Genomic DNA, 23,900 nt, shown 5'->3' with positions numbered 1-23,900 from the left:
GGCTGTTCCCTTCAGGGCATGTCGAGCCGGGTTTTGTAGGCGGTGTTTTTGTTGGTGTTCCAGCCGGCGATGATGCCGGCTCCGAGCATTTGGTCGGTGAGGCGTGCGAAGCGGTAGCCGGGGTCGGTGTCTAGGGCGAGTTGCATGTATTGGTGTGCTTTGGATCCTCTGCCTTCCCACCAGTTGATGTAGCCGATTGTGGTGAGGATGGGTGCTGCATGTTGTGGGCTGGTTCTGGTGTAGACGTGCAGGAGGAGTTGTTGTGCCCATTCGAGGCGTGACCACTTCGGTGCTGTCTCCGTTTGGGCGAAAAGGATGTGTTGGGGTGGTTCGTCGATGCCGGGGATGTCGGCCATGAGCCGGTCGCGAATGTGGGGGAATTGGAAGTTTGCGATGAGGGTGGCGCAGTCCTCGTCGGTGGGAAAGTCGGTTGAGTCCAGCATCTTGGTCCAGCGCTTGCTGGCATTCTCCGCGGCTTGATGGGGTGCCAAAGCTCGGATGGTGTCCATGCAGTTCTCGACGGCGGTGGCGTGGTCTGCTTCGTCGGTCGGCGTGGGTAGGACTATGCGGCTGGTGGGTTCTATGGTGCTGCCGCGGTAGATGAATTCGGCGTTGACGCGGCTGTACTCGGTGGTGCTGATGGGCATGCTGATGTCTTGTCCGGGTTCGCTGTCGTAGGGGGAGTAGGTGTCGTCGCTGACGAAGATCCCGTCGCGGATGGTGATGCCGTTCTCGGCGAGGACTGCCGTGAGCGCGGCGATGGTGGCCGCGTGTGGTTTGGGTTGACCTGGTTCGCAAGTGGCTGAGGTGTAGAGGGCGAAGACTATGCTTGTCGCGCTGGTGTCGCTCGTGAGGTAGCTGCTGACGGTTCGGGCGTAGGGGAGTTCTGTTCCTGGTTGGCGGGGGAGGTCGATGCGGAGGGTGGCGCCGACCTTGCCTTTGTCCATGGTGATGCAGACGAGGCTCTCGTTGGGCCAGAACCCTAGGGTGTGCCCGATGAAGCTGAGCAGGTCTGCTGGGTCTTTGATGGTGAGCGCATTCATTGTCCTTTTCCTTTGCCTATTTCTTGCTGGTTCCGTGGGCCATTGGTCACGTTGCCGGTCTCGTGCGGCTGGGAAGGGCGTCACCACTGTGGCGAGTGACGCCGTCGACGTCGGCGCCCTGGGCGCGCTGGTTCCGTGGAGGCCGGGTCCAGCAATGACCGGATATCAGAAATGACAAACAGCGGTGTTGCTTCTGCCTTTTCATGGACAAGTCGTTGAGTCGCAGCATGACTCAGCCATCGACTCTGCGGTACGCCGCCGTCGACTAATTTCCCGCGGATGACCTGACCGGGCTGTGCCCGTAGGGCAGCTGGAGTCTTGCGCGCTGCAGCCCGGATCGATGATGCCGAACAACTCAGCCATGGAGGGCAGGGCCGACATCAGCTTGGCCTGTGGCATCATCATCGGCAAAAAGGGATGCAGTCAGTCTGAGGCCTTCGAAATGCTCATGAACTCCTCAAATCTCCGGAACCTGAAGGTTCATGTGATCGCCGCGGAAGTTGTCGCGGGGACGGGGGAGACCCGCCTACCGCCCTTTGAACGATAGGTGACGCTGCTCAGTCCCACATCGTCTCGAGCGTCATGCGGGCTGGCCGACCGGCTCCCGACATACGCGCCGTTATCGGCTGCGCCTATCCCTTTTGTGGATAGGGAAGGGGACTCAGAATCAGCGCGCCTCAAAGGTCGAACGCAATGATGAATGGTTTGCCGTTGGCTTTGCGTGCCTCCGCGAGGACGTTCATGCGAAGTGCCTGTTCCTGCGAAGCAGCAGGGCTTTGGGGAGGGATTCCGGGGAGCAGGGTCCATAGTTCTCGGAAGAGGACCAAGGCCATCAGAATCACTCGCGTTTCCGATTCAATTTCGCTGTGGAGGGGGTCGATCCTCTCGGGATAGATGCTATCCACGATTCGCGGGAGCAGCGCACCTGGGGACCCGTGGGTCTGTTCGGACCATGCCGAGTATAGGAGCTTGTAGTTCACGTGGTGAAGCCGGTTCGTCGATTCCCTGGCTAGCTCTGCGATGTTTCTGCCGCACCAGGTCTGCCTCCATTGAGGCGAACCGTCCCGTCGAGGCTTGGCACGAAATTCGTCGTAAGTTTCTCCTTCGAGGGCCTGCCTGATTTCGAGGACTTGTTTCAGCTGTGTTCGTTCCCCTCGTTCATGCTCGTACTCGAGGTTTGCGAGAGTTGCCAAGGCTTCCTGCAGGCTCCCGAATCTGATGAACTTGATCGCGGCGAGTTCCCTATCGTGATAGCTGTTGAGATGTTCCATGTTCAGGACGATTTCGTAAAGCTGACGGACAGGAGAAGTGGCTGTTTCCCAGTGGCCGGCTGACACGAGGACGCGGGCTGCATGGATGACGCTGATACAGCGTTCGAAGACGCCACGATCGAATCGCCCGAGTTCGGTGTCGGGGTTGGTCGAGAGCGCTACTTTTCTCGCGTCCTGGATGAGGTCGTCCAAGAGTTCCAAGAGCTTTGTGACAATCTCCGCTGACATAGCGTCCTTTCGAATGCGTTGGCCATTGCAGTCTGGCACCAGCGTGACATGGCTGGTGCACTCGGAGCGCATTCGCGAGACGGTCGTGTGGATTATCAGCCCCTAAGTCAATCCTTTGTACCGTTTTGGTACCATGTGGATATGGCAATGAATCTTCGCGTCCCGGAAGACCTCGATCGCAGGCTTGAGAAGCTCGCGGCCGAGGAACATACCTCCAAGTCGGCGTTGCTGCTTCAGGGTGCCGAACTGATCCTGCAGCGCCACGCGCGCCGGAGTGAGATCAGCGAGGGCTTGGAGTTCGTCATGAGCCATGACGCCGAGCTGTTGACGCGGCTTGAGGACGCGTGACCGCGTACCTAGACATTGAGGATGCGCTGCAAGTAATCGACCGGTACGGGTTCCACATCCGTGATGTTGGCTTGCTCGCCTCGGCCCTGGCCCGGCCCGCGACAACAGTCATGGGCTCTGAGGCGTATCCTGAATTGGCGATGAAGGCGGCCGCGTTGCTTGAGTCTGTGGCCCGTTTCCATCCGCTCATTGACGGCAACAAGCGCACCGCCTGGACGCTCATGGTCCTGCTGTTGTGGATCAACGGCTACCGCCATGACTTCACGACTGACGAGGGCTTCGACCTGGTGGTCCGAGTTGCTGCAGGCAACATCGAACTCCGGGATTCCGCCGCCGTGATCTCGAAGCATTTGGTGGAACGGTAATCCTGCCTCACCTTTCAGAAGAGGCCTGAGCACACTTGGCGCCCGTCAGACTCGGCCAGACTGGTATCGGAATGGGCCGTAGTCGGGATGTCTTCGGGTGTGCCCAGTGTTCGCAAGGCTTGGAACGCACTTCGAGTCCCACCTCGGGCACAGCAAACCCCTCGTCAGAGGGGGCTTTTGCCTTAACGAGGCCCCAATAGCCCTCCGCGGGTATCTCATGATTGTCGGTACTCGCCGGTACTCTGATGCCCACCAGTCTATTCAAACGTAGCGACGTCAACAGGGGGTATTCAGTGAGTCATCGATTGCCGCATCTTGCCAGCCAGATCCAAATTGAACAGTGGGGCGAGACGCAACAGGCGCAGTCGCGACTTCCGAATCTTGTTCGAAATCTTGTCGCGGACTTGGTTCCCGATGTTCAGGAATTGGTCATGCCCGGTGATGAGCACGTTAATCTGTCAGGCTATGACGGAGTCGTCCATTCGCCCGTTCAGACTCCCTTTGTTCCAGAGGGGAAGAGCGTCTGGGAGTTCGGCGTCGGCGGCAACCCCAAAGGTAAAGCTGACGCCGACTATGAGACGCGAACGAAGGAGCCTTATGGCGTCAACCCATCCGATACGACGTTCGTCTTTGTGACTCCTCACCGCTGGGCCAACGGGCGTAAATGGGCCCAAGAAAAGACAGCGCTCAATGACTGGAAGAGCGTACAGGTGAGGACAGCTTCTGACCTGTATGCCGCTTTGGAACGGTCGCCGCGGACTCATGTCCGCTTTTCGGAGGAGATCGGAGTTCCTGCTAATGGAGTTCAGAGCCTTATCAAGTGGTGGGAGAACTTCACGAGTGGCACACGGGGGCTCCTCACTCCTGAACTGCTCACGGCAGGTAGAACCGAGGAAGCGGCCCGGCTGCTTACGGCGATAACTGAGGAGCCCGCACGGCATCTGTGGATTGCCGCACCCGATCCAGACGACGTGTTGAGCTTTGTGGCCGCTGTTGTGCACAAGGCAGACCCAGTGATCAGGCAAGACATTCTGGATCGGACGCTGGTCGTTTTCGATCCAGGAGCTCTTGCTTATCTGGGCGAGACGGAAGGGCTACTGCTTCTTGTCCCGTTTGAGGAGTCACTCGTGCGACGTGCCGACCTCGTAAACGGTCATCACATCATCTTGCATAGCTCGTCCGGAACGACGGGGGACTTCGAGCTGCGGGGAACCCCTATCGGAGAGGCCGAGAAGATCCTCAAGAGCCTTGGCGTAGAAGATGACCGGGTGAGCGTCCTGGCCCGGGCGATCAACAAGAGCGTCCCACTCTATAAGCGGCGGCTAACGGGTGTGTCGAGCGCGGCAACCGTCGTAGTCAGGGCCTTCGCGGACGATTCCATCGCACGCAGATCGTGGATGCTGGGGTCGTGGAACCTCAGGTCGCCCGGTGATGTCGCGGCCGTCGAGCGCGTCGCCGGCAGTGTTGAGGCCTTTCAGAAGGCGACGAACGCGTTGCTTGACGGAGCTGCGCCGATATTCACCCGAGTTGGTTCAGCGTGGAAGATATTTGACCGCCAAGACTCCATAGGTCAGGTCGTCGCTAAGGTCACGGCGGATGATCTGACGTCGGTCGAAGCCGTCGTGCAGGAGATTCTCGGCGCCGTTGACCCGAAGCTCGAATTGCCAAGAGACGAGCGATGGAAGGCTGCTATCCACGGAAAGGTCAGGAACCACTCCTCGGATCTTCGGAAGGGCCTGGCCGCAACCCTCGCTCAATTTGGTTCGTTGGAGGGCGACGCCAACCGTGTAGTAGGTGGACAGAGTCTGGGCGGCTGGGCGCAGCTGATGGTCAGGGCTCTCCTCCAACGAGCCAACGAAGACAAGACCGGCAAGGTGTGGGAGTCGCTTCTTGACGTGCTCTCACTTCTGGCCGAGGCTGCGCCCGACTTCCTTCTTGAAGCGGTTGAAGCGGCGCTGGAGCCTGGCGGCGCGCTCAGTGTTGGCATGTTCCCTGACTCTGAACGCACGTTCCTGTCTCCAACCAGCCCACATGTCTACCTGCAGTGGGCCCTTGAAGTTCTAGCGTGGTCTCCGGTGTACTTTAGTGAGGCCTCGCAGCTCATCATGCTCTTGGCGGCCAAGGCGCCGAATGACTCGATATCAAACCACCCGACGGGGGTACTCGCAGGGCTCTTCCTTCCGTGGCGGCCGCAGACTTCCGCGTCTCTGAAGTCGCGGAATACGGTCCTGTCCAAGTTCGTCAAGAGCAATCCGGCCGAGGCTTGGAAGCTCTTACTTGCCCTCTTCCCTGGCCGGCATGGGTTCGTAACAGTATCCGGTGGCCCGGAGTTCCATGATTGGAAGGAACGGGCCACCGAGTCGAACGTATCGATGCCCGACTACGTGGACTCGGTCAGCCGAATTGTCGACCTAGGTATTCAGCTCGCGCGGCAGGAGCCAAGTCGGCTCGTCGACCTCGTCTCGAAGATCGATGACTTGAGCAGTGAGCCGCGCGATCGGCTACTGAGACTATTCGCGGAGCTCGGCCGAGACGGAACATTGGACGAAACGGACTCAGAGGCCGTCTGGAAGCAGCTGACCTCGTTTATCCGGCGGCATCGCGAGTACAGCGACTCCCAGTGGGCCCTCGACGAGGCAACCCTAGGGTCCCTCGACCAGGTTGCTGAGCTTTTCAAACCTGCAAGGCGAGAGGAGCAGGTCTCATGGCTCTTTGATTACCACCCGGAATTGGGTGACATCTCACGTAGAGACAACTATGAAGAGTACGACCGGGAACTTCAACGTCGGCAGACCGCCGCTGCCGAGGAAGTGTTCGCACAGAGTGGCCTCCATGGGTTGCTTGACTTGGCCGCCACGGTAAGGAGGCCGTGGTCCGTCGGCCATGCAATCACTCAATCTTCAAACGTAGATCTCGACGGCGACACCCTAGCCCCTCTCATCGTCGACGAACGTGCAGGGGTCACGGAGTTTGTGCACGCCGCGATCGCGCAACTTGCCAAGGAGGGCGACGAAGCAATCGTGGCATTGGCCAAGCGCCATACTGAACCGCCGCTTCTCGCGGCTCGGATCTTGCGAATCGTTGACGATCTCCCGAGCGCGTGGGAAGCCTTGGAGCAGTTGGGTGAGCAGGTCAGCCAACACTACTGGGAGGAATTCCAGACCCATGGACGCGGTCAATTTCAGCTTGTGAACGAGACTGCTCGCCGTCTCGGAAATCATAAGCGATATGCGGCTGCTCTGGATTTGATGGCGATGTATTCCCATGGCGGCAAGGTCAAGCTGGATCCTGAGCTAATCCTGGATCTGATTGATGCCTTTTCGTCCGAGGATCCTGAGACCGGAGTTCTTTCGCAGTACGATATCGGTGCCTTACTCGATTATGTCGAACGAGACGACGCGATCGACGTGCAGCGGCTTGGGCTTTTGCAGTGGAACCTGCTCCCTGCTTTAGACGAGTCTGCGAGCATCCGAGCGCTTGAGTCTTTGTTGGCTGGTTCAGCTGACTTCTTTGTCCAGATGATCAGCTTCCTCTATCGCAGGGGCGATGAGGAGGAGGAACCCAAGGTCCCTGAAAATGTTTCCTCGAACGCGTGGCATCTCCTGGACCGCTGGACGATGATCCCGGGATCTAATCCCAACGACGGAATCGTTGACGAGACCGCGCTGTTTCAATGGGTCGAGGACGTTCGCCGGCTTCTCGAGGAATCAGGTCGTCTCGACGTTGGAGAGGCCCATATCGGTATAGTTCTCGCCCGGGCCAAGATTGATGCCCAAGACTCGATCTGGCCATGCGTCCCAGTGCGAAATTTCCTCGAGGGCCAGAGTAGCGAAGTGATCAACCGGAATTTCAAGGTCGGTATCTTCAATAAGCGAGGTGCTACATCGCGTAGCTTGACGGAGGGAGGCGAACAAGAGCGAGTACTTGCGAAGGAATACCGCGACTACGCCGACGAGCTTGTCGATGAGTGGCCCAAGACCGCACGGCTCCTGCGTGAGGTTGCCAAGGGGTACGAAGACGATGCGCGCGGGCATGATGAAGAAGCTCAAAGAATTCAGGAAGGGTTCGGGCTGAGGTAGGTGAATTTGGGCTTAATGAACACCGTGCCGACGCTCCTTAGTCAAGGAACAGCCTCGTTTAACCTCTGGTTTCGACTGCTGTAGGCGCGAATTCTTGCGACCTCTTTTGCGAATTCTTCGCATCAGGGTCGGTTTGGCCCACGGTGAAGGCTCCTTTGACTTGCGAGAACGCTGGGTTGGAGGGCTTTGTCTTGTCCGTATCCGTTCAAACCGTGCGGAACGCCCTGGCGAAAGGGCGGCCTTATTGGCGTGAGTCGTAGATTCAGGCAACGGGTACTGCGGGGTCCATCCCTGCGGTTGGTATCCGGCTCGATCTTGGAAGTGCGGGTACGGGTTGCTGCGGGCGGCTCTGAACCGCAGAATCTTTCGGTGGGGACCTTCCCGGCATCCCGTGTCGTGTTAGTCCCGTCAGAATTGGCAAGAGGGGTGTGGACAGTGTCCACACATTGGCCTTCGGACTGGGCCGTACCTAGGCCGGATTGGCCCGGATTCCGCATGTTTCCGCAACTTCCCAGCACTGCCAAGGCCCGGAATCCCGTTCGAGTCCCACCTCGGGCACGGCATACCCCCTCGTCAGAGGGGGTTTTTGCTTTAACGTGTGTACATTCTGGTTGGTCAGGTCCCTCTGACACTGGCCGCGGGGTGTGCCTGGCGCCGCGGGTCGCCTGTTTGGTTGTGGGGGAGCGGGCTCAGGGTCCTGGCTGGTGTGCCCTCCGCATGCTTTGAACTGGGGTTATGTGTTCCTTTCTTGGTTCGTCGGGTAGGTCCTGGTTGGCCTACATCTCTTCATGGGTAGGGCGACTGAGCGCGACATGACCTTCGAGAATCTGGCTCAGAAATTCTGGTACCGGCTCGTTCATGGAGTGAGGAGACGTGGCTGGCGGACGCTTTGTCACGCCAAAGGGGGTGTGGACACTGTCCACACTTAAATCTTCTTTTATGTGTCGGATCGCAATCATCGCTTCGCCCCTCCCTCGTCCTACACCTACTGATCGCATCTGCGTGGCAATAACGACATGACGCCAGTGCGGAAGCGCACTGCCTGTGCGGGGTCGCTCTGACTTGTGAGTTCAGTCGCTAAGCGGATCGAGGGCCTTGGGAATGGTTGATAATAGTCACCGCGTAACGCGCGGATCGACTCCATATTGAGCCGGAGCGCCGAGGTGATCGCGCAGGGTACAGCCGTCATATTCCCGGTGGAATAGTCCTCGATCCTGGAGTATCGGCACCACGCCATCGACGAAGGCGTCAATCCCATCTTCGTACACGTCCGGCGACACCCAGAAGCCGTCGACAGCCCCTGCCTCGAACCATTCCTGCATGTGATCGGCAGCTTCGGCGGCCGGCCCGACGATAACGGGGTGGTAATCGATGACACCGTGCGCGAGGATATCGCGGACGGTCCAACCTTCGCGCGCGATCTCAAGTGCGCGGACCGAGCGAGGATCGCCCGCTGACGGCCGAGCCCTGGACAACTGCTCCGAGGACAGAGCTTCGTCGAGCTGTGCGGGGTCGATATGCAGGCCGAGCATCTGTCCGAGATAGGACGCTCGCTGAGGAAGTATTCGTCCGCTCAGCGTGATGCGTCGATCGAGACCTTCTCGCCTGTCGCTCGCTATCGTCGTCATCAGGCCGGCAAAGAATTTGAGCTCGTCCGGGTTCCGTCCGGCGCGTTCGGCGGCTTCACGAAACGCGGTGCGCTGAGTACGCGCATCGTCGATGGTGAACGCTGCGCCAATGACTGCACTGGCGTAGTGTCCGGCGAGGTCGAGAGCGTTCCGGCTGCCGCCTGCGTGGAACACGACAGGTTGCCCCTGCTCGGAAGGAGGTATGTACAGCGGTCCGCGTGAGGCGACGAAGTTGCCGCCCATATTAATGGGGGCGATCTGTTCGGGCTTCGCGAAGCGGCCGGTCGCCTTATCGTGCACCCAAGCGGTCTGTCCCCAGCTGCCCCAAAGTGACTGCACAAGCTGGACGGTCTCGTGGGCCCTGCCGTAGCGGTCGGCGCTGGACGGCAGTCGTTTGCCGTAATTCGCTGCGACGTCTTCGCCGCTCGATGTTACGGCGTTCCAGCCTGCTCGTCCATGACTCATGACGTCCAGGGCTTTGAATTGGCGGGCCAGGTTGAACGGCTCGTTGAAGGTGGTCGAACCAGTAGCGACGAGGCCAATCCGGCTTGTTTCGCGGGCAACAGCTGCCAAGGTAACCACGACGTCAAGATTGAAGTTAGGCGGCTCATTCTCAATGTCGCCGACATGACTAGGACCGTCCGGGAGGAACAGGAACTGAAGTTTCCCTCGCTCGGCCGCTTGGGCATGCCGGACCTTGGCGTCGAAACTCGAGTAGCTCATCGGGTCTACCGCTGGGGCGCGCCATGCACCCGGCAGGTTGCCGTAGCCGTTGCCCAGATGCAGGCCGATCATCATTCGTTTGGTCATAGTGTCCTCTTTCCGTGCGCAGATCCGAGGTGATCATGCTGCACAGTGTGCTCCGTGCGGAGATGGTCTCCGCTGCGATTAATGGGAAGGGTCGGGGCTGATGGGTGGTGCCGCTGCGCTTATCCGGCAGGTGTCACGTCGGGGAGTGGGGCGGACTGTCGGCGCTTTTCAATGAAGAGGGCGGCGATGACCACGACGACGGCGATGATTCCCGCAGTGATAAAGGCCGCTTGCCCTGCGGAGACCGCTTGCTTGACGGTCAGTGTTCCAGCCTGTGCTGCGTTCGCGCCGATTGTGTAAGCGGAGATGAGGCCTGCGCCGCCGGCGGCACCGGCGAGCTGCTGGGCGGTCGTGAATGTTGCGCTGCCGTACGGATGGAGGTCTGCTCGGAGGGATGAGAGGGCCAAGGTCGTCAGAGGGGCCCACATCATCGCTTGCGCGGCGGACATGATGAGGAATCCGGCCAGGTAGACCCAAACGCCATGGGTGTCATCGAGCATACTGAGGAACCAGATGCTTGCGGTCCAAATGACAGCGCCCGGAATGATCAGCGGTCTCGGGCCGAAGCGGTCATAGATGCGGCCCCCGAGGGCTGAGACGAGGGCGATGACAGCACCGGACGGGACGAGGAACAACCCTATTGCCAACGTGCCGAGGTCTAAGGCACCGGACAGGATAAAGGGAAGCACGAGCGTGGTCCCGAATGCGTTCAGAGCCACCAGCGTCATGATTATCAGCGGCACGACGAACGACTTGGCGCGGAAAATGCGCATATCGATGAACGGGTGGCCGCCATTTCGACGGAGGGAGAGCTGTCGGAAGACGAACGCGACAACGCCGGCAACACCCACCATGATCGGGATGAACGGCGACATGAGAGCGTGTCCGGAAGCGGACTCACCAATCGAGGACAGTCCGAATACCAAAGCGCCGAAACCCAAAGCGGAGAGGGCGAGCGACAAAACGTCCAGAGTCGCGGGTTCCGGGGTGGTGATGTTCTTAAGTTTGAAAGCCCCCAGCACGAGCGCGGCTACCGCGATCGGGAGGACGAGGATGAACAGCCACCGCCACGGGAGGAAGGTCAGCACGAGCCCGGATAGTGCCGGGCCGAACGCTGGTGCGATCGCCGGTACAGCCGTTACCAGGGCCATGATGTTCCCGCGACGGCCTTCAGGAACAAGACGCATCGCAGTGGTGATCAACAGCGGGACGAACACGGCAGTTCCGGCGGCCTGGATGACGCGCCCGATGAGGAGTACCTCGAATCCCGGTGCTGCCGCCGCGACTGCCGTCCCGACGATGAACAGCGACAGTGCACTGAGGAAGATCGCGCGTAGATGGAATCGGCGCATCACGAATCCCGTAGCTGGGATCAGAACTGCCAAGGTCAGCAGATAGCCCGTCGTCAGCCACTGCCCGGAGGAGGGGGTGATGTTCAAGTCGGAGATCAGCGTAGGCAGCGCCACTCCCAGGAGCATCTCGTTCAAAAGCACAAGGAAGGTCGAGCCCATCAGTAGGCCAATGACTAACGCGCTCTCTGGAGATAGCCGCTCGATACGGCTCGCCTTCCGCGAAGATCGGTCGATCGGATCCAGTACGTTCGAGTGGGTCATGGCAGTGTCCTCCTAGAGAACCGTGGGAAAAGTAATGGTGGCGCAGAGGCCTGCGTTATCGGGAAGGGTCAGGGCGCAACAGATAATTACCGGGGGGAGCCGACCAAGGAGCCGGACCCAGGAAAATGACACGCAGACCGAAAGGGAGATAGTCTCCTCTTAGGAAGCAACTATACGGAGACACTCCCCGTTTAGCAAGAAGTGAGGTAACTTGAGTGCGTGAGACCACGAGTAAGGTTCGTGCCCCCCGGGCTGATGCGCTGCGGAATCGAGGCCACATCCTCGATATCGCCGAGCAATATTTCTCGGAGCACGGCGTTGGCGGCTCGCTCGATGCGATCGCAAAACAGGCCGGCATCGGCGCGGGCACCCTCTACCGCCACTTCCCCAACCGGGAAGCCTTGCTGGCCGAGTTACTCGCCGCCCGCGACGAAGCTCTGGTGGCTCGACGTGACGAACTCCGTACCAGGTCGGCAAGCGCGGCGGACGCTCTGGATGGCTGGCTCCGTGCACTCGTCGAATGGGCCGGCGCGTTCGATGGATTGCCCGAGCCCCTGCGGGCAGCGACGGCCGGCCCGTCCCCGCTGACTGTGACATGCCAGGGATTCATCACGACCACCGAGGAATTTCTCCGGGCCGCCCAGAATGATGGAAGCGCTCGCAGTGAGGTCAGGGGCCGGGATCTTTTCCTTGCCACTTTGGCCACGAGTTGGGTGAGAGGTGCGGCTTTGGCCGACGACGAATCTGCCGCTGCCTTGGCGGCTCTCACCAGAAGCGGGTGGGAGTTGACGTTGAGCGCAGATCGCCCGTCTGGCGCCGCGGTTAAGAGGTAGTGCCGAGACGATCATGCCTAATGTGGGTGTGAATGCTGGGGTAGGCAGGCGCAATTGCTGCCGTGCTCATTAGCACTTCACGCGACTGGAAAGGCCTGTTGACGGTGGCCGCTTGCGACCGCACGCTGGGCGGAGGCGAGCATTCCGCAGCTTGATGGAGTAGGTCATCCGGTTGTCGCGAGATCAGTGCGCAGACTTGGCCGTTTGGTGCATTCGACTGCTAAATCCTGCACATGGCCTGGTCATGTTTAACGCCTTAATCGGTGCCTGTCGCCAGTTCCGACTGGCTGGAGGATGCCTCGGCGTGCGCTTCCAGGACGAGGTCCAGCAGGCCGGGGAATCGCCGGTCGAGCTCCTCCCGGCGGAGCCAGTTTCTGTGCCGGTTGCCCTGCGCTTCCTGTCTAATGATTCCGGCCTCTCGGAGGACGCGCCAATGCCGGGTCAGGGCCGATTTTGTGACGCCGAAGTCGGAGTTGCTGCACCCGGTGCCCGGCTCTGCGGCGATGAACTCGACTATTGCGCGCCGGGTGGGGTCGTTCAGAGCGGACATGACGGCGAACAGGTTGAAGTCCTCCTCGGCTGGGATTGTCAACGGATTGGACAAGCGGCTGGCCATCGTATTGCTCTTTCCATCGTTGTTCCACCAGAACCAAGATGTACACATTTGGGTGTACATCAAGTAGGCTTCTTGTACACGAATAAGTGTACATCGGGTCCGCGCTTGTCGGGTGGGACCAACGAACGAAGGAAATACCTATGAAGATCACCGTTGTCGGAGCTGGAGCTATCGGCGGCAACCTCGCGCGTCGTCTCAGCGAAGCAGGTCACGACGTTCTTGTCGCGGACGCCCGCGGGCCGGAAGTCGTGGCTGAAGAAGTCCTGGCCGCTGGCGCGCGTGCCGCTGAGGTGGACGGATCGGTCGCGGCGGACCGCGACGTGATAGTGCTGGCGATCCCGTTCTCGGTACAGCCGGTTCTGGCCGATCTCTTGGCTGGTGCCTCTGAAGACACGATCGTTGTCGACACGTCGAACTATTACCCCTACATGATGGGCCCGGTTGAGGCAGTAGATAGGGGTCAGGTCGAAAGTGATTGGAGCCAGGAACAGCTCCGTCGTCCTGTTGTGAAGGCATGGAATGCAGCCCTCGCCGGTACCCAACAGTCAAAGGGGCTTCCTGCAGGATCTCCAGGTCGAATCGCAATTCCTGTTGCTGCGGACTCCGTCGAGGCTCGCGCAACGGTGATGCACCTCGTCGACGACACCGGCTTTGACCCTTTCGACGCCGGCGTGATCTCGGACTCGTGGCGTCAGCAGCCTGGGACCCCGGCATACTGCACCGAGCTCGGCCTAGAGGACCTCGGCAAGGCTATTGGCGCGGCCGAGAAAGACAAGGCGCCGGTCACTCGTGACCGCCTCATCGAGTACTTCGGCTCCTTCGAAAAGATGCCGTCGTTGGACGATACGGTCGCCATCAACCGCGCAGCACACAACTAGCTACTACCAAACGGCGAACATCGTGGGACTACTGGCCGGCTGGGCAGTCATCATCATCACATTCGTGTAAGGCGGATGAAACAAGGAAACGGCCACTCTGTCCTTGTTGCCTCGATGAAGGCGAGGAGCCGCGGCTCGTGACCGACACCCACGCCAACACCATGATCGGCTTTTGCGCCGCTCAGTAGGAGAGACATTTTGATCCGACATATCGTATTGTTCCGCGTTATCGAAGGCACACCGCCGGAGCGCCTGCAGGAGGCGGTTGATCGCCTCGAAGCACTCGTCGGTGTGATCCCCGGCCTGCGGTCACTAAGGGCAGGCATCGACGTCGGGGTCCAGGGCAACTACGATTTCGGCCTCGTCGCCGAACTCGAAGACCGCGCCGCCCTCGAGGCGTTCTCGACAGACGCCACTCACATGGACGTGGCTATGTTCATCCTCGAGTTCCGCGAGAGTGCCGACATCGCAATCCTCGATCTCGAAATTTGAGGCAATGGGCGGGGGCTCCTGAACCACTGGTTCAGGAGCCCCCGATCGACGCGACTGCAGATAGGCCTAATTACCAGACTGCAAAGACGAATGGAACAGATATCGCCCCCGAAAGGCTGAGGGGAGCAAGACCAACCTGTCTCCGGCCCCACGGACCCTGCCCGGCGGCAGGAGCGTCAGGCTATGGATTAGCACTTCGTGCAGCACTTGTCCGCTCAAGGACGCTGTCGCGTCATCATTGGGAAATGAATCCGCCATCGATAACCAGCTCAGTACCGGTGATGAACTTTGCCTCATCCGATGCCAGGTAGAGCATGCCATACGCGATGTCCGCAGCCTCGCCGGCGTGGGGCGGCAAAGGAACAGTTCCAGGGTTGGCCAGTGATTCCTTCGTGAGCCCGTAACTACGGGTCATGCCGGTGTCGATGGGACCCGGATGCACCGAATTTACCCGGATGTTGTCCTTGGCAAACCACTGGGCAGTGTGTTTTGTCAGGGAGCGGACGGCCCCCTTCGACGCAGAGTAGGCAGCACTGCCGCCGTCGGATGCGCCGCCGACCATCCCGGCGATGGATGACACGTTAACTATGGAGCCGCGGCCAGCGGCCTGCATCACCGGAATGACATGCTTCATTCCGAGCCAAGGTCCGGTGACATTAATGGCCATCACCGTATTCCAATCCTCAAGCTCGGCATCGAGAACACCCTTTGCCATGGCAATGCCCGCATTGTTGATGAGGATGTCAACCGTGCCCCATTCAGCGAGGACGTCGTCAACTACCCGTTTCCAGTCTTCAGCAGAGGAAACATCGTGCGTGCGGGCAATGGCCTCGCCGCCGTTCCCGGTTACTTCTTCGACCACCTGTCGCAGGGCCTCAGCGGAGATGTCGGTCGCCACAACCCGCGCCCCCTCGGACACGAACAGCTTGAGGGCGGATAGCCCCATTCCACTAGCTGCGCCGGTGATGATGGCGACCTTACCGGCCAATCGAGACATATTGATCTCCCTTTCTGATGTGGATTCTTCAGCAGCTGCCGTTTGTTGAGACGGGTCAGGCTTCCCCTGACCGCTTCCGTGACCGTGTATAGGCGTCCAGTGATACGGCTGCGAGCACGATCACACCGAGGGCCACCTCTTGAGTCGCCTGTGGAAAGGCCAGGATGTCGAAGACGTTGTTGATAGTTCCAAAGATCAGGATGCCAACGAGGGTTCGCCACATGGCGCCTTCTCCGCCGAGTAATGAAGTACCGCCGATGATGACGATCGCGATCGAGTTGAGTGTGACGCCGACGGCCACGCCTGGCTGTCCGACGCCGATGACCGAGCCCAGGACGATTCCCGCCAGGGCCGCCAGCATCGCCGTCAGTACGTAGGTACTTGCCCGTAGTGAGATCACGGGCAGTCCGGCCAGTCGTGAGGCTTCATTATTGCCGCCGATCGCGTAAATTCCCCGGCCATACACAGTCTTGGAAAGAGCGAACCATCCTGCTGCGACGAGGATCGCGAGCAGCCAGACGGAAAGCGGGGCTCCCAAGAAGTCCTGGTCCGAGAGAAAGTCGTAGCCTCCTGCGGCCATGGGGACTGGTTTGGAGTTGGTGAACAGCAAGGTCAGGCCGCTGAACAATGAGGCAGTCGCAAGAGTTGCGATGAACGCATTGACCTTCGCTTTTGTGATGAGGAGGGCGTTGATCAGGCCTAGAAGGAATCCGATCGCCAAGGTGATGAGTATCGCCAGCCCCGCGGGCATCATGTGGGACAGAGTCGCGTAGGAAACTCCACCTATAGCCAGTACGGCGGCCACCGAAAGATCGAACCCTCCGGCGATGATGATGAACGTCATCCCTACGGCGATGATGCCAACCGGAGCGTTCTGGGTCAGGATGTTGACCAGGTTCCCGGGGTTGAGGAAGCGCGGATTTAGAATGACCGCAGTAATGACGAGGATGATGAGCACCCAGACCATCCCCAGGCTCGCAGCCCGCTCCCTTAGATTGTTTCCCTTCTTTGCCTGCACGTTTGGAGCAACGGTGATGTCCCTGTCGATGGTGGCGCTCATGCGATCTCCTTCAATCCAAATGCAGCGTTTAATACGTCTTCCATAGCGATCTGTTGATCTCCGGTTCGCTCAATGAGGCCCATACTTTGGCCTTTGGCAACGACCAGTACCCGATCGGAAACCGCCAGCACTTCCTCGAGTTCTGAAGAGACCACGACGACGCCGACCCCTTCGTCGGCCATTTTGCGCAAACTTTCGAGAAGCTCGCCTTTCGCGCCGATATCGATGCCGCGCGTGGGCTCGTCGGCGAGGAGTACCCGCGGACGGTCATAAAGCCAGCGTGCCATCAGCAGCTTTTGTTGGTTGCCGCCGGAGAACCTGTCGCTGCGTTCTCCGAGCCGGGCGGTAGGGAAGTTCAGCGTTGAGGAAGCTGCGGCGACCATTGCACGGAGTTTGCTCCGCCGGATCACGCCCCCGGATGAGGCTGCGCCCAGATTGGAGAGAGCGATGTTGTCCGCGGCGCTGCGGAGCAAGACGAGACCTTCTCCCTTGCGGTCCTCGGGTATCAACCCGATCCCGAGCTTGCGCGCTGCCCGCACTGTTCGCGGCCAAGCCTGCTCGTCGCCGGAGAGACGAATGGTTCCCCGGGCGGTGGGTTCGGCGCCGGCGATTGCACGCAGTAATGTTGATCGGCCCGAACCTACGAGACCGGCAATGCCGAGGATTTCCCCGGGTTTCACTTCCAGATCGATGTTCTCGATGACACCTGGAACGGTGAGCCCAACCACTTCAAGAATCGGGGAGGCGTTCGAGTCAACGGGTCTCGAGTGAATTTCCACGGGCTTATCCATGAGTACCCGACCAAGTGTCTGATCGCCACGCTGCTCGCCGAGCATAGCGCGCACGAGCTCGGCCCGGGTAAGTTCCCCTCGCGCGCTCGTAACGATGGCCCGACCATTCCGGAAAACTGTGACCCTGTCGGCGAGCCTTTCGATTTCGTCGAAGTTGTGGCTCACGATCACGATGGTGACGCCGCGCTTGCGTAGCCCTTCGATTGCTTTGTAGAGCGCCTCACGTTCCTCGACGGCCAACGACGCGCTTGGCTCATCGAAAAGGATGACTCGAGGATCGACCACGAGAGAGCGCATGATCTCAAGCAACTGCTGCTCGGCCACCGAAAGGGTGCCCGCAGGTACGCCGGCCGGAACCACCCCGACCTCCAACTGGGCGCACAGTTGGACGTACCTACGGCGCATTTCGCTGGCGGAAAGGACGCCGAAGCGGGACAGGACAGATCCCAGGAATACGTTCGCTGCTGCATCCAGATGCGGGATGATCGTGAGTTCCTGGTAGATGGCCGAGATGCCGCTTCGGCGTGCAGCGCGCAGGTTTCCCGATTCAAGCGGTTCACCGAAGACTTCGAGGACGCCACCGTCAAAGTCGACTCGTCCGGCGATCGATCCCAGTGCAGTTGACTTGCCTGCTCCGTTTTCGCCGATCAGTGCGTGGACTGTTCCTTCGTGGATTGCTACGTCCACGTCGATCAATGCGCGGGTGGCCCCGTAGGTCTTCGATACCGCTTTGAGCGCGACAGCGATAACCGGTTCCGATTGCGAAGGCTCCATGGCCTGTTCTTCTTTCTAAGCGGGCTGGGGCGACGTTCGAGGGAACATCACCCCAGCTCTTTGCTGGGAGAATTGCGGCGCTAGCGCAGTTCGGAGGGCAGTTCTGTGATCGTGTCCTTCGTGACCACAAAGGGATTCTTTGCAGTGCCTATGACCGAGTCGTCCACAAAGCGTGTGCCGGAGTCCCCTCGCTGCGCGGCGGCGATGGAGTTGAGGTTTGCCTTCATTTGGTTGTACGGGAAGAGCATCGTGGAAAGTTGAACGCTGCCTGCTTCCAGTTGTTGGATCTGGAATTTGCCGAATCCGACGTCCGCAACGTGGATCTTCTCCGAAAGACCAGCGTCTTTTTCGGCCTGAATGACGCCTTGGGTGAGGTCGGGCGATGATGCAGACAGGATGAGCGTGGTGTCCGGGCGGCCCTGCAGGTAGGTCTGGGTTTTGTTGTACGCGTCGGTTGTTGTCCAGTCGGTGTAGATCGTGTCAATTGAATAACCGGTGTTGTCGGCGGCGAGCTTTGCCATCGCGGCTTCTGTGACACGGGTCTGGGTATTGACCGCAGGTCCTAGAACGGCAACTACTTTCTGCTTACCTGGGTTTGCCTTTGCCGTGGCCGCCAACCATCCGTCGACGTAATCGCGGGTGGTGTTGCTGCCCACGAAATTCAAGGTGCCCGGGGCCCAGACTTCATCAACGGTTTTGCCGGCTTTGTTTGCGCCGTCGTCGCACAGGGGTGAGCCTGAAATCGACGTGAGGATATTGGCCTTGGCGAAATCATTGGTCAACAGCTTGCAGGACATGACGCCGTCCAGGGCCATCACTACTGCTGCGTCGAAGTTTCCGGAGGTCATGGCTGTCTGCATCTGGTTCAGTTGCTTGTTCGGGTCATAGCCTGCGTCAAACAAGGTCATGTCCATGCCGAGTTCGGTGGCGGTCTCCTTGGCTGCCCGTTCCTGTTCGATACCAAACTCATTGGCTACACCTGGAATAAAAACGGCGACCTTGAGGCCGGGGCCGGTCTTCAGGTTCACTGTCATGTCGTTGCCGACATCGACTGCGACCGTCCCTGCCGGACCTTGATTGCCTGGGTTATCGCTGGTGCTTCCACCGCAACCGGCTAAAGCGATCAGCATTGCCGTGGATCCCGCGGCCAGCATGGCCCGCGACTTGGTTGTACGCATAATAATTTCTCCTGGGTTGCCTCGTTCCGGCGCCTTGGGCGGCCGGCCTGCATGTGATGTGTCGCGGAGCTTCTTTGCTTTGCGATCTGGATGTCTTGCGCTGTTGCTGTTGCTGTTGTCTTGCGGGTTAGCGCAGTTCGGCCGGAAGTTCGGAGATCGATTCTTTGGTGATGGTGAATGGGCTTTTTGCATCGCCAATTACTGAGTCATCCACGAAACGGGGGCCGGTATCCCCGCGTTGGGCTGCGGCAATGGCCTCCAGCGATACCTTTATCCCGTTGTATGGGAAGAAGAGCGTCGAGAACTGGATATTTCCCGCCTCTATCTGTTCGATTGAGAACTTGCCGAAACCCTGATCCACAATGTTGACCTTTCCGAGAAGGCCGGCGTCTTCTACGGCCTTGACGACGCCTTGTGAGATGTCTGGCGTGTACATGGACAGGATGAGGGTGGTGTCCGCATGTCCTTGTAGGTGGGTCTGCATCTGGTTGTACGTGCCAGTAGTCGTGTAGTCGGTATTGATGGTGTTGATCGTGTAGTCGGGGTTGTCCTTTGCGAACTTTGCCAAAGCAACTTCAATGACCCGCGTTTGGGCGGCAACTGCCGGACCGAGAACCGCGACGACGTTCTGCTTGCCCGGGTTAGCCTTTGCTGCCGCGGAGAACCAGCCATCGATGTATGCGCGCGTGTTGTTGCTACCGACAAAGTTCATGGTGCCCGGCGCCCAGACCTCGTCCGCTGACTTACCGGTCTGATTTATGCCGTACTCACACAGGGGCGTGACATTGTTCACCACCAGAATGTTGGCCTTCGGGTAGTCCTCCGTGATCGTTTTGCAAACAACCGTTCCGTCCAGCGCTTGCACCACCGCTGCGTCGTAGCCCCCCGACGCCAGTGCTGTCTGCATTTGGTTGAGCTGTTGACTCGGGTTATAGCCTCCGTCGAACAATGTCATGTCCATGCCGAGATCCTTGGCCGTCTCTTTCGCGGCGAGCTCCTGGGCCTGCCCGTAGGCATTGGCAACACCAGGAAGGAAAACCGCGACCTTGAGGTTGGGGCTGGTCTTCAGGTTGATCTTCATGTCATTGCCGACGTCGATCGCGACAGTGTCGGCGGGGCCTTGGCTGCTTGCGCTTTCGGCGCAAGCAGCCAAGGCCAGGAGCGCCGCCGTCGAAACGGCAGTGAACATCATTCGCGACTTCATTGTGCGCATTTTTCTCCTTGCGTTTGTTGGCACGTGGGTAGCGTGCGTTCCCGGTCTCCCATACATCCGGCCGACGCCGTTGTCGGCCGGATGGGTGACTCACCGCCAGCTTCTTTGCTTGGCGATCTCGGTGGGTGCTATGCCGACGCTACTTGTGTTTGAGGTCACACGTCAAGAGAAAACTTGCATAATCTGGTTGTTACTATCATGTTGTGAGTGTTTAGGGTTCTTGACGACAGCAGGCTGAATGTGCCGTCAATTGGGGGACGACATGACGAAGCAACGCGTCCTGATCCGGTTAGCGGGTGCAAATCCCGATTAGGGCGTGCGATTGGGTGAGCGCTCTTTGTTCCTTGAAGTCAGCCCCACGCTCCGGCGGTTTCCCATTTGTAAGTCATCCAGACCTCATAACCATCGGCTTTGCTGATGAGCCGTCGCTGGTTTACGCCATCGGACGCAAGCCACAGGATCTCGTCGTCAATCGTCACGGCGTCAACGATTCCCATCCGGACAAACCGTCCATTGAGCCGTATTTGTACTGTTTCCCCGACGAGGGGGAGCCAATCATCTTGCTTGTGGTAAGTCATTTGTCGTGTCCGTTCAGTGATGTCTGTTCGGCCCTTGATTGGGGATTTTCCCGCGGTCCACGTGTATGCGGCCGGTGAGAAGCCCGCGGTTTGAACGCGGAACTGCTCACCGGCCCGACGACGTGGCTCGCCTCCTGAAGGCAAGCCACCCGGATCAGCTGCCGATCCGGTTAGTGGCTTGGAACATGGACCTTGGTTGCATCGGTCTCTGTATCGACTGCATGCAGATCAGTGATGCGCCTGGGTGCCAGCAGTGCCCAGACGATCACGAAGACAGCGATGATGACGGCCGATGCGATGTAGATGCCGGCAAACGTGGCCTCCGGAATGAACCCGTCCGCGCCGGGAACCAGGACGTTCAAGATAATTGCGACGGCAATCATCGCTCCGACGAACTGGATGATGTTTTGCATGCCAACAGTTACAGCCATATTGTCGGGGCGACCTGCGGCCGCAACGAGGGTGTATCCGGTGGTCAGGCAGCTAAGGATTGTGAGCGCGTACAGGAACACCCACAGCCATGACAGCCACATGTGGCCGTGGACCAAGGCCAGCCCAAGGAAGACAACGACCGCGGCGGATCCAGAAATGACCAGGACGGTCTTCGGCCCCAACTGCCGGAGGCCCCATCGGGTCCAGATGTATCCCAGGCCTGCTCCTGGAATCATCGCAAGCAGTACGTACGAGGAGTCGAGGGCGGACAGGCCCTGCCCGTACCCGGACGACACCGGAGTCTGGAGCCATGCCGGCAGCACGAGGAATATGCCCTGTCCAACGAGACTGATCAGGAGAATTCCCGAATAGCCGATGAGCGTCTGGCGGATATCCATGTTGCGAAATGACACCAAGGGTTCCTGCGTGCGGCGCTGCTGAATGATCCAAGCAGCCAGTGTCAATGCACTTACGATGAATGCGCCGAGTACCAGAGGTGAAGTCCAGCCTTGGGCCGGTCCTTCAGCAATACCGATCAGGAGTGCTGTGACCCACAGGCCCAGCCCGAGCGCACCGAACCAGTCCAACTGGACTATGGCGCGGGCGGTGGCGGGCGTCTCGGGTGAGTTCAGGGCGAGGAGCAGCATCACCCCGTATAGAGCGAAAGTCACCCAGAAGACGGTCTCCCACGGCAGGCCCATTCCAACGATGAGGCCGCCGGCAATAAGTGCTAGCGGTGTGAAGATTGCCATAACTGTCGAGAGCACCAGCGAGACCAGCCGGATTTGCCGGGCGGTAGCCCGCGGACGCAGGAGTCCCCAGCTCAGTGGAATCGTGACCGCGAGGCCCATGAGGAACCGGCCCGTGACCAAGGGCCAGAAACCGTTGGCAGTTGCACCCAGTGCGCATCCGACCAGTGCCAGGATGATGAGCCCTATGAGAACTTTGCGATGCCCGAAGATGTCTCCCATACGGGCGGTCAGGCTGACGGAGATTACACTGCCCATCATCAGCGCGTTGAGGACCCAGCCGATTTCCGAGCCCGTTAGACCTGATTCGGTCGCGATCACCCCGATGAGCGGAGCGAGGATCCCGTACTGGATATCGAGCGTTATGCCGCTCAGCAGGAGTAGGGAAATTATTGGTGTGCTCCGGCTGGCGCGCGGCTCCACCGATGTAGCTTGTGTCATCTTTGACCACCTTTTGTTTGACGCCCAGCAGCCGCTGGGGGTGTTCCTGACCGCGGACAATAGCGCACAGGACCGCAGGAGCCGGGGCTCATCATTGGTTCGATGAGGCGCCGACGCCGACGCCATGCATTTTGTCCGGCGGAAGAGCCCGGCATCTTTGCCGGGCTTGCGCAGGCTTCAACGTTAAGTTGGGGCGGCGTCAACCCGACACGGCAATCAACGCCGTATGCCTGGGAATGTACGCCAGGTACGTCGCGCTTTCGAAGGGTGGTCCCATCTGGTCTAAACGCTGGGACTGACGTTGTTCTTGTAATGGGAAGCTTCCCGGTAGGCCGTCGGTGGCATCCCCTTCCACCGCTTAAAGGCGATGGTGAAGCTGGCCGGTTCCGTGTAGCCAAGCCTGCGGGAAATCAGCGCCACCGAAAGATCTGTATTCGAGAGCCAATCGGCAGCAAGGTCACTCAGGGTCTTGTCCCGGAGTTGGGCGAAGTCGTCCCCGGTCAGCTCGAGCTTGCGCTGCAAGGTCCGGGGGGAGACCCGAAGTGTTGCGGCGACATTTGCCAGCTTGCGGTTAAGTTCCGGAGCGGTCCTTATTGCCTTCGCGACGGTGTCGGGCCAGTCCCCGGTTGCCCTGAGAGTGTCGACAATCTGGGTATCCGCTTTGATCCATGACGCATGCTGAAACGCGTTGCCGAAGGGGAGCTCCTGTGTTGAGGTTGTGGGGTCCCACCACAGCCGCAGGGTTTCGGCGTCGCAGTCGATATTGCAGGGGACATTTGCTGTTAGTTCCGGTGATGCCTCGGCCAGGGGGAAGTCAATTCGGGTGAAGGGAAAAGGGCTGCCGAAGAGCCAGCTGAAATTGCGCGCGATGAAACAGAGGTCGCGGTAAACGCTGAAGGGGATCAACTCTTCCGGGGCATCTGGGTAGGTGAACTCCATTCCCGTAACGGTCCCTTCCGCTGTCCTTAGCGACGCCAGCTCGAACAGGGCAGGGCCGTAGTCAGTGGTACTGGCAACTTCCACCCAGGCTTCGATGGTTGGTGCAGTAGCGAGGGCCAAGCCCCTAACCCCAAAGGAGCCTAGCGAGTAGGCGTTCGCCGCCCGCACCCAGAGATCAGTACGATCTCGTGTGAGACCAACAAACTGAAGTTGAAAAGCCAACTCCTTCCTCGCTGGAATGGTGCCTCCCGGGCGGTTCACAGCGTCAGGGTCTATTTCTGCATTCGCCAAGGCGGATTGCCAATCCAGGTTTGCGTCCTCCAGCAGTCCACGCAGTATGTGAACGCTAAAGTTTGGTACCCGCAGGGTTTGATACGTTCCTCCTTTCACCGTTCCCACCCCCTGCCGCGGGCAGGCTGGCGCGTTTCAGTACGTTCAGGAGCGGTTCCGAGATGCATCGTTCTCCTCGTCTTTGTGGAGGGACGGGCTCCTGCTCGAATGCGTTTCGGATAATCCGAGTACAAGAAGCCTCGTGAAGTCACGT

At 59.6% G+C, this 23,900-nt stretch carries 20 protein-coding genes; 7 read left to right on the top strand and 13 right to left on the bottom strand.

Translation table 11 applies throughout. The annotated features are described in order from the left end of the window. Positions 1-11: 11 nt before the first annotated feature. Positions 12-1,043 carry a DUF4192 domain-containing protein gene (locus tag ACSSVG_RS23300; RefSeq protein WP_492416639.1) on the bottom strand — a complete coding sequence of 344 codons (1,032 nt, stop codon included), beginning with the start codon at positions 1,041-1,043 and terminating at the stop codon, positions 12-14. 340 nt (positions 1,044-1,383) lie between these two features. Between ACSSVG_RS23300 and ACSSVG_RS23295 the strand changes: the two genes are divergently transcribed. Further along, entirely contained in the window at positions 1,384-1,590 is a 207-nt protein-coding gene (locus tag ACSSVG_RS23295) for an ANTAR domain-containing protein (RefSeq protein ID WP_231341095.1), read from the top strand. A gap of 130 nt (positions 1,591-1,720) precedes the next feature. On the opposite strand, the gene ACSSVG_RS23290 is transcribed toward ACSSVG_RS23295, so the two are convergent. Then, positions 1,721-2,506 (bottom strand): DUF5677 domain-containing protein, encoded by a 786-nt coding sequence (locus ACSSVG_RS23290; protein ID WP_492416637.1) that lies wholly within the window; start codon positions 2,504-2,506, stop codon positions 1,721-1,723. Between the two features lie 177 nt (positions 2,507-2,683). Between ACSSVG_RS23290 and ACSSVG_RS23285 the strand changes: the two genes are divergently transcribed. The 3 genes from ACSSVG_RS23285 (at position 2,684) to ACSSVG_RS23275 (ending at position 7,334) form a co-directional block, all read left to right on the top strand. Then, positions 2,684-2,890, top strand: a complete 207-nt coding sequence (locus ACSSVG_RS23285) for a ribbon-helix-helix protein, CopG family (RefSeq protein WP_231341093.1) — start codon at positions 2,684-2,686, stop codon at positions 2,888-2,890. After that, positions 2,887-3,255, top strand: a complete 369-nt coding sequence (locus tag ACSSVG_RS23280; protein WP_231341092.1) for a type II toxin-antitoxin system death-on-curing family toxin — start codon at positions 2,887-2,889, stop codon at positions 3,253-3,255. Before ACSSVG_RS23285 ends, ACSSVG_RS23280 begins: the two co-directional genes overlap by 4 nt. A 431-nt stretch (positions 3,256-3,686) precedes the next feature. Further along, on the top strand, positions 3,687-7,334 hold the full coding sequence (locus ACSSVG_RS23275; RefSeq protein ID WP_492416634.1) for a hypothetical protein: 3,648 nt from the start codon (positions 3,687-3,689) through the stop codon (positions 7,332-7,334). 1,115 nt (positions 7,335-8,449) lie between these two features. Here the strand turns inward: ACSSVG_RS23275 and ACSSVG_RS23270 are convergent. Then, a complete protein-coding gene (locus ACSSVG_RS23270) occupies positions 8,450-9,772 on the bottom strand; it encodes an NtaA/DmoA family FMN-dependent monooxygenase (RefSeq protein WP_492416632.1) in 1,323 nt (440 codons plus the stop codon). A gap of 119 nt (positions 9,773-9,891) precedes the next feature. Then, positions 9,892-11,385, bottom strand: coding sequence for a DHA2 family efflux MFS transporter permease subunit (locus ACSSVG_RS23265; protein WP_492416630.1), 1,494 nt, complete (start codon positions 11,383-11,385; stop codon positions 9,892-9,894). Positions 11,386-11,600: 215 nt separating this feature from the next. On the opposite strand from ACSSVG_RS23265, the gene ACSSVG_RS23260 reads away from it, so the two are divergent. Continuing rightward, positions 11,601-12,218: a TetR/AcrR family transcriptional regulator gene (locus ACSSVG_RS23260; RefSeq protein WP_492416628.1), complete on the top strand. Its 618-nt coding sequence runs from the start codon at positions 11,601-11,603 to the stop codon at positions 12,216-12,218. A 256-nt stretch (positions 12,219-12,474) separates the two neighbouring features. Here ACSSVG_RS23260 and ACSSVG_RS23255 read toward each other — a convergent pair whose 3' ends face one another. Then, positions 12,475-12,834, bottom strand: coding sequence for an ArsR/SmtB family transcription factor (locus ACSSVG_RS23255; protein WP_492416626.1), 360 nt, complete (start codon positions 12,832-12,834; stop codon positions 12,475-12,477). Between the two features lie 140 nt (positions 12,835-12,974). Between ACSSVG_RS23255 and ACSSVG_RS23250 the strand changes: the two genes are divergently transcribed. Both ACSSVG_RS23250 and ACSSVG_RS23245 read left to right on the top strand, forming a co-directional pair. Beyond that, on the top strand, positions 12,975-13,712 hold the full coding sequence (locus ACSSVG_RS23250) for an NADPH-dependent F420 reductase (protein ID WP_492416624.1): 738 nt from the start codon (positions 12,975-12,977) through the stop codon (positions 13,710-13,712). Between the two features lie 198 nt (positions 13,713-13,910). Further along, positions 13,911-14,204: a Dabb family protein gene (locus ACSSVG_RS23245; protein ID WP_364304659.1), complete on the top strand. Its 294-nt coding sequence runs from the start codon at positions 13,911-13,913 to the stop codon at positions 14,202-14,204. A gap of 235 nt (positions 14,205-14,439) precedes the next feature. On the opposite strand, the gene ACSSVG_RS23240 is transcribed toward ACSSVG_RS23245, so the two are convergent. From ACSSVG_RS23240 to ACSSVG_RS23205, 8 genes are all read right to left on the bottom strand, one after another. After that, a complete protein-coding gene (locus ACSSVG_RS23240; protein ID WP_492416622.1) occupies positions 14,440-15,201 on the bottom strand; it encodes an SDR family NAD(P)-dependent oxidoreductase in 762 nt (253 codons plus the stop codon). 55 nt (positions 15,202-15,256) lie between these two features. Continuing rightward, entirely contained in the window at positions 15,257-16,261 is a 1,005-nt protein-coding gene (locus tag ACSSVG_RS23235; protein WP_492416620.1) for an ABC transporter permease, read from the bottom strand. Continuing rightward, the gene (locus tag ACSSVG_RS23230) at positions 16,258-17,826 is read right to left on the bottom strand and encodes a sugar ABC transporter ATP-binding protein (RefSeq protein ID WP_492416618.1); all 1,569 of its coding nucleotides are present in this window, start codon (positions 17,824-17,826) and stop codon (positions 16,258-16,260) included. The genes ACSSVG_RS23235 and ACSSVG_RS23230 overlap by 4 nt, the downstream gene beginning before the upstream one ends. An 80-nt stretch (positions 17,827-17,906) precedes the next feature. Continuing rightward, the gene (locus tag ACSSVG_RS23225; RefSeq protein ID WP_492416616.1) at positions 17,907-19,196 is read right to left on the bottom strand and encodes a sugar ABC transporter substrate-binding protein; all 1,290 of its coding nucleotides are present in this window, start codon (positions 19,194-19,196) and stop codon (positions 17,907-17,909) included. After that, positions 19,132-20,217 carry a sugar ABC transporter substrate-binding protein gene (locus ACSSVG_RS23220; protein WP_492416614.1) on the bottom strand — a complete coding sequence of 362 codons (1,086 nt, stop codon included), beginning with the start codon at positions 20,215-20,217 and terminating at the stop codon, positions 19,132-19,134. The genes ACSSVG_RS23225 and ACSSVG_RS23220 overlap by 65 nt, the downstream gene beginning before the upstream one ends. Before the next feature lie 350 nt (positions 20,218-20,567). Then, positions 20,568-20,795: a hypothetical protein gene (locus ACSSVG_RS23215; protein WP_492416612.1), complete on the bottom strand. Its 228-nt coding sequence runs from the start codon at positions 20,793-20,795 to the stop codon at positions 20,568-20,570. 170 nt (positions 20,796-20,965) lie between these two features. Further along, on the bottom strand, positions 20,966-22,417 hold the full coding sequence (locus tag ACSSVG_RS23210) for an MFS transporter (protein ID WP_492416610.1): 1,452 nt from the start codon (positions 22,415-22,417) through the stop codon (positions 20,966-20,968). Positions 22,418-22,699: 282 nt separating this feature from the next. Continuing rightward, complete coding sequence (locus ACSSVG_RS23205; RefSeq protein WP_464537963.1) at positions 22,700-23,617, bottom strand: AraC family transcriptional regulator; 918 nt, start codon at positions 23,615-23,617, stop codon at positions 22,700-22,702. Positions 23,618-23,900 lie beyond the last annotated feature (283 nt).

The sequence above is a fragment of the Paenarthrobacter sp. E2MeOHC11 genome (assembly GCF_058744955.1).
Note: the sequence above shows the minus strand (reverse complement) of the source record. Positions and strands in the feature narration are given on the sequence as shown.

Excerpts from the sequence above, each read along its gene's own strand:
- ACSSVG_RS23300 (WP_492416639.1), bottom strand. The coding sequence starts at position 1,043 with ATGAATGCGCTCACCATCAAAGACCCAGCAGACCTGCTCAGCTTCATC.
- ACSSVG_RS23295 (WP_231341095.1), top strand. The coding sequence starts at position 1,384 with ATGATGCCGAACAACTCAGCCATGGAGGGCAGGGCCGACATCAGCTTG.
- ACSSVG_RS23285 (WP_231341093.1), top strand. The coding sequence starts at position 2,684 with ATGGCAATGAATCTTCGCGTCCCGGAAGACCTCGATCGCAGGCTTGAG.
- ACSSVG_RS23275 (WP_492416634.1), top strand. The coding sequence starts at position 3,687 with ATGCCCGGTGATGAGCACGTTAATCTGTCAGGCTATGACGGAGTCGTC.
- ACSSVG_RS23270 (WP_492416632.1), bottom strand. The coding sequence starts at position 9,772 with ATGACCAAACGAATGATGATCGGCCTGCATCTGGGCAACGGCTACGGC.
- ACSSVG_RS23265 (WP_492416630.1), bottom strand. The coding sequence starts at position 11,385 with ATGACCCACTCGAACGTACTGGATCCGATCGACCGATCTTCGCGGAAG.
- ACSSVG_RS23255 (WP_492416626.1), bottom strand. The coding sequence starts at position 12,834 with ATGGCCAGCCGCTTGTCCAATCCGTTGACAATCCCAGCCGAGGAGGAC.
- ACSSVG_RS23250 (WP_492416624.1), top strand. The coding sequence starts at position 12,975 with ATGAAGATCACCGTTGTCGGAGCTGGAGCTATCGGCGGCAACCTCGCG.
- ACSSVG_RS23240 (WP_492416622.1), bottom strand. The coding sequence starts at position 15,201 with ATGTCTCGATTGGCCGGTAAGGTCGCCATCATCACCGGCGCAGCTAGT.
- ACSSVG_RS23235 (WP_492416620.1), bottom strand. The coding sequence starts at position 16,261 with ATGAGCGCCACCATCGACAGGGACATCACCGTTGCTCCAAACGTGCAG.
- ACSSVG_RS23230 (WP_492416618.1), bottom strand. The coding sequence starts at position 17,826 with ATGGAGCCTTCGCAATCGGAACCGGTTATCGCTGTCGCGCTCAAAGCG.
- ACSSVG_RS23225 (WP_492416616.1), bottom strand. The coding sequence starts at position 19,196 with ATGCAAAAAGCCCATTCACCATCACCAAAGAATCGATCTCCGAACTTC.
- ACSSVG_RS23220 (WP_492416614.1), bottom strand. The coding sequence starts at position 20,217 with ATGCGCACAATGAAGTCGCGAATGATGTTCACTGCCGTTTCGACGGCG.
- ACSSVG_RS23215 (WP_492416612.1), bottom strand. The coding sequence starts at position 20,795 with ATGACTTACCACAAGCAAGATGATTGGCTCCCCCTCGTCGGGGAAACA.
- ACSSVG_RS23210 (WP_492416610.1), bottom strand. The coding sequence starts at position 22,417 with ATGACACAAGCTACATCGGTGGAGCCGCGCGCCAGCCGGAGCACACCA.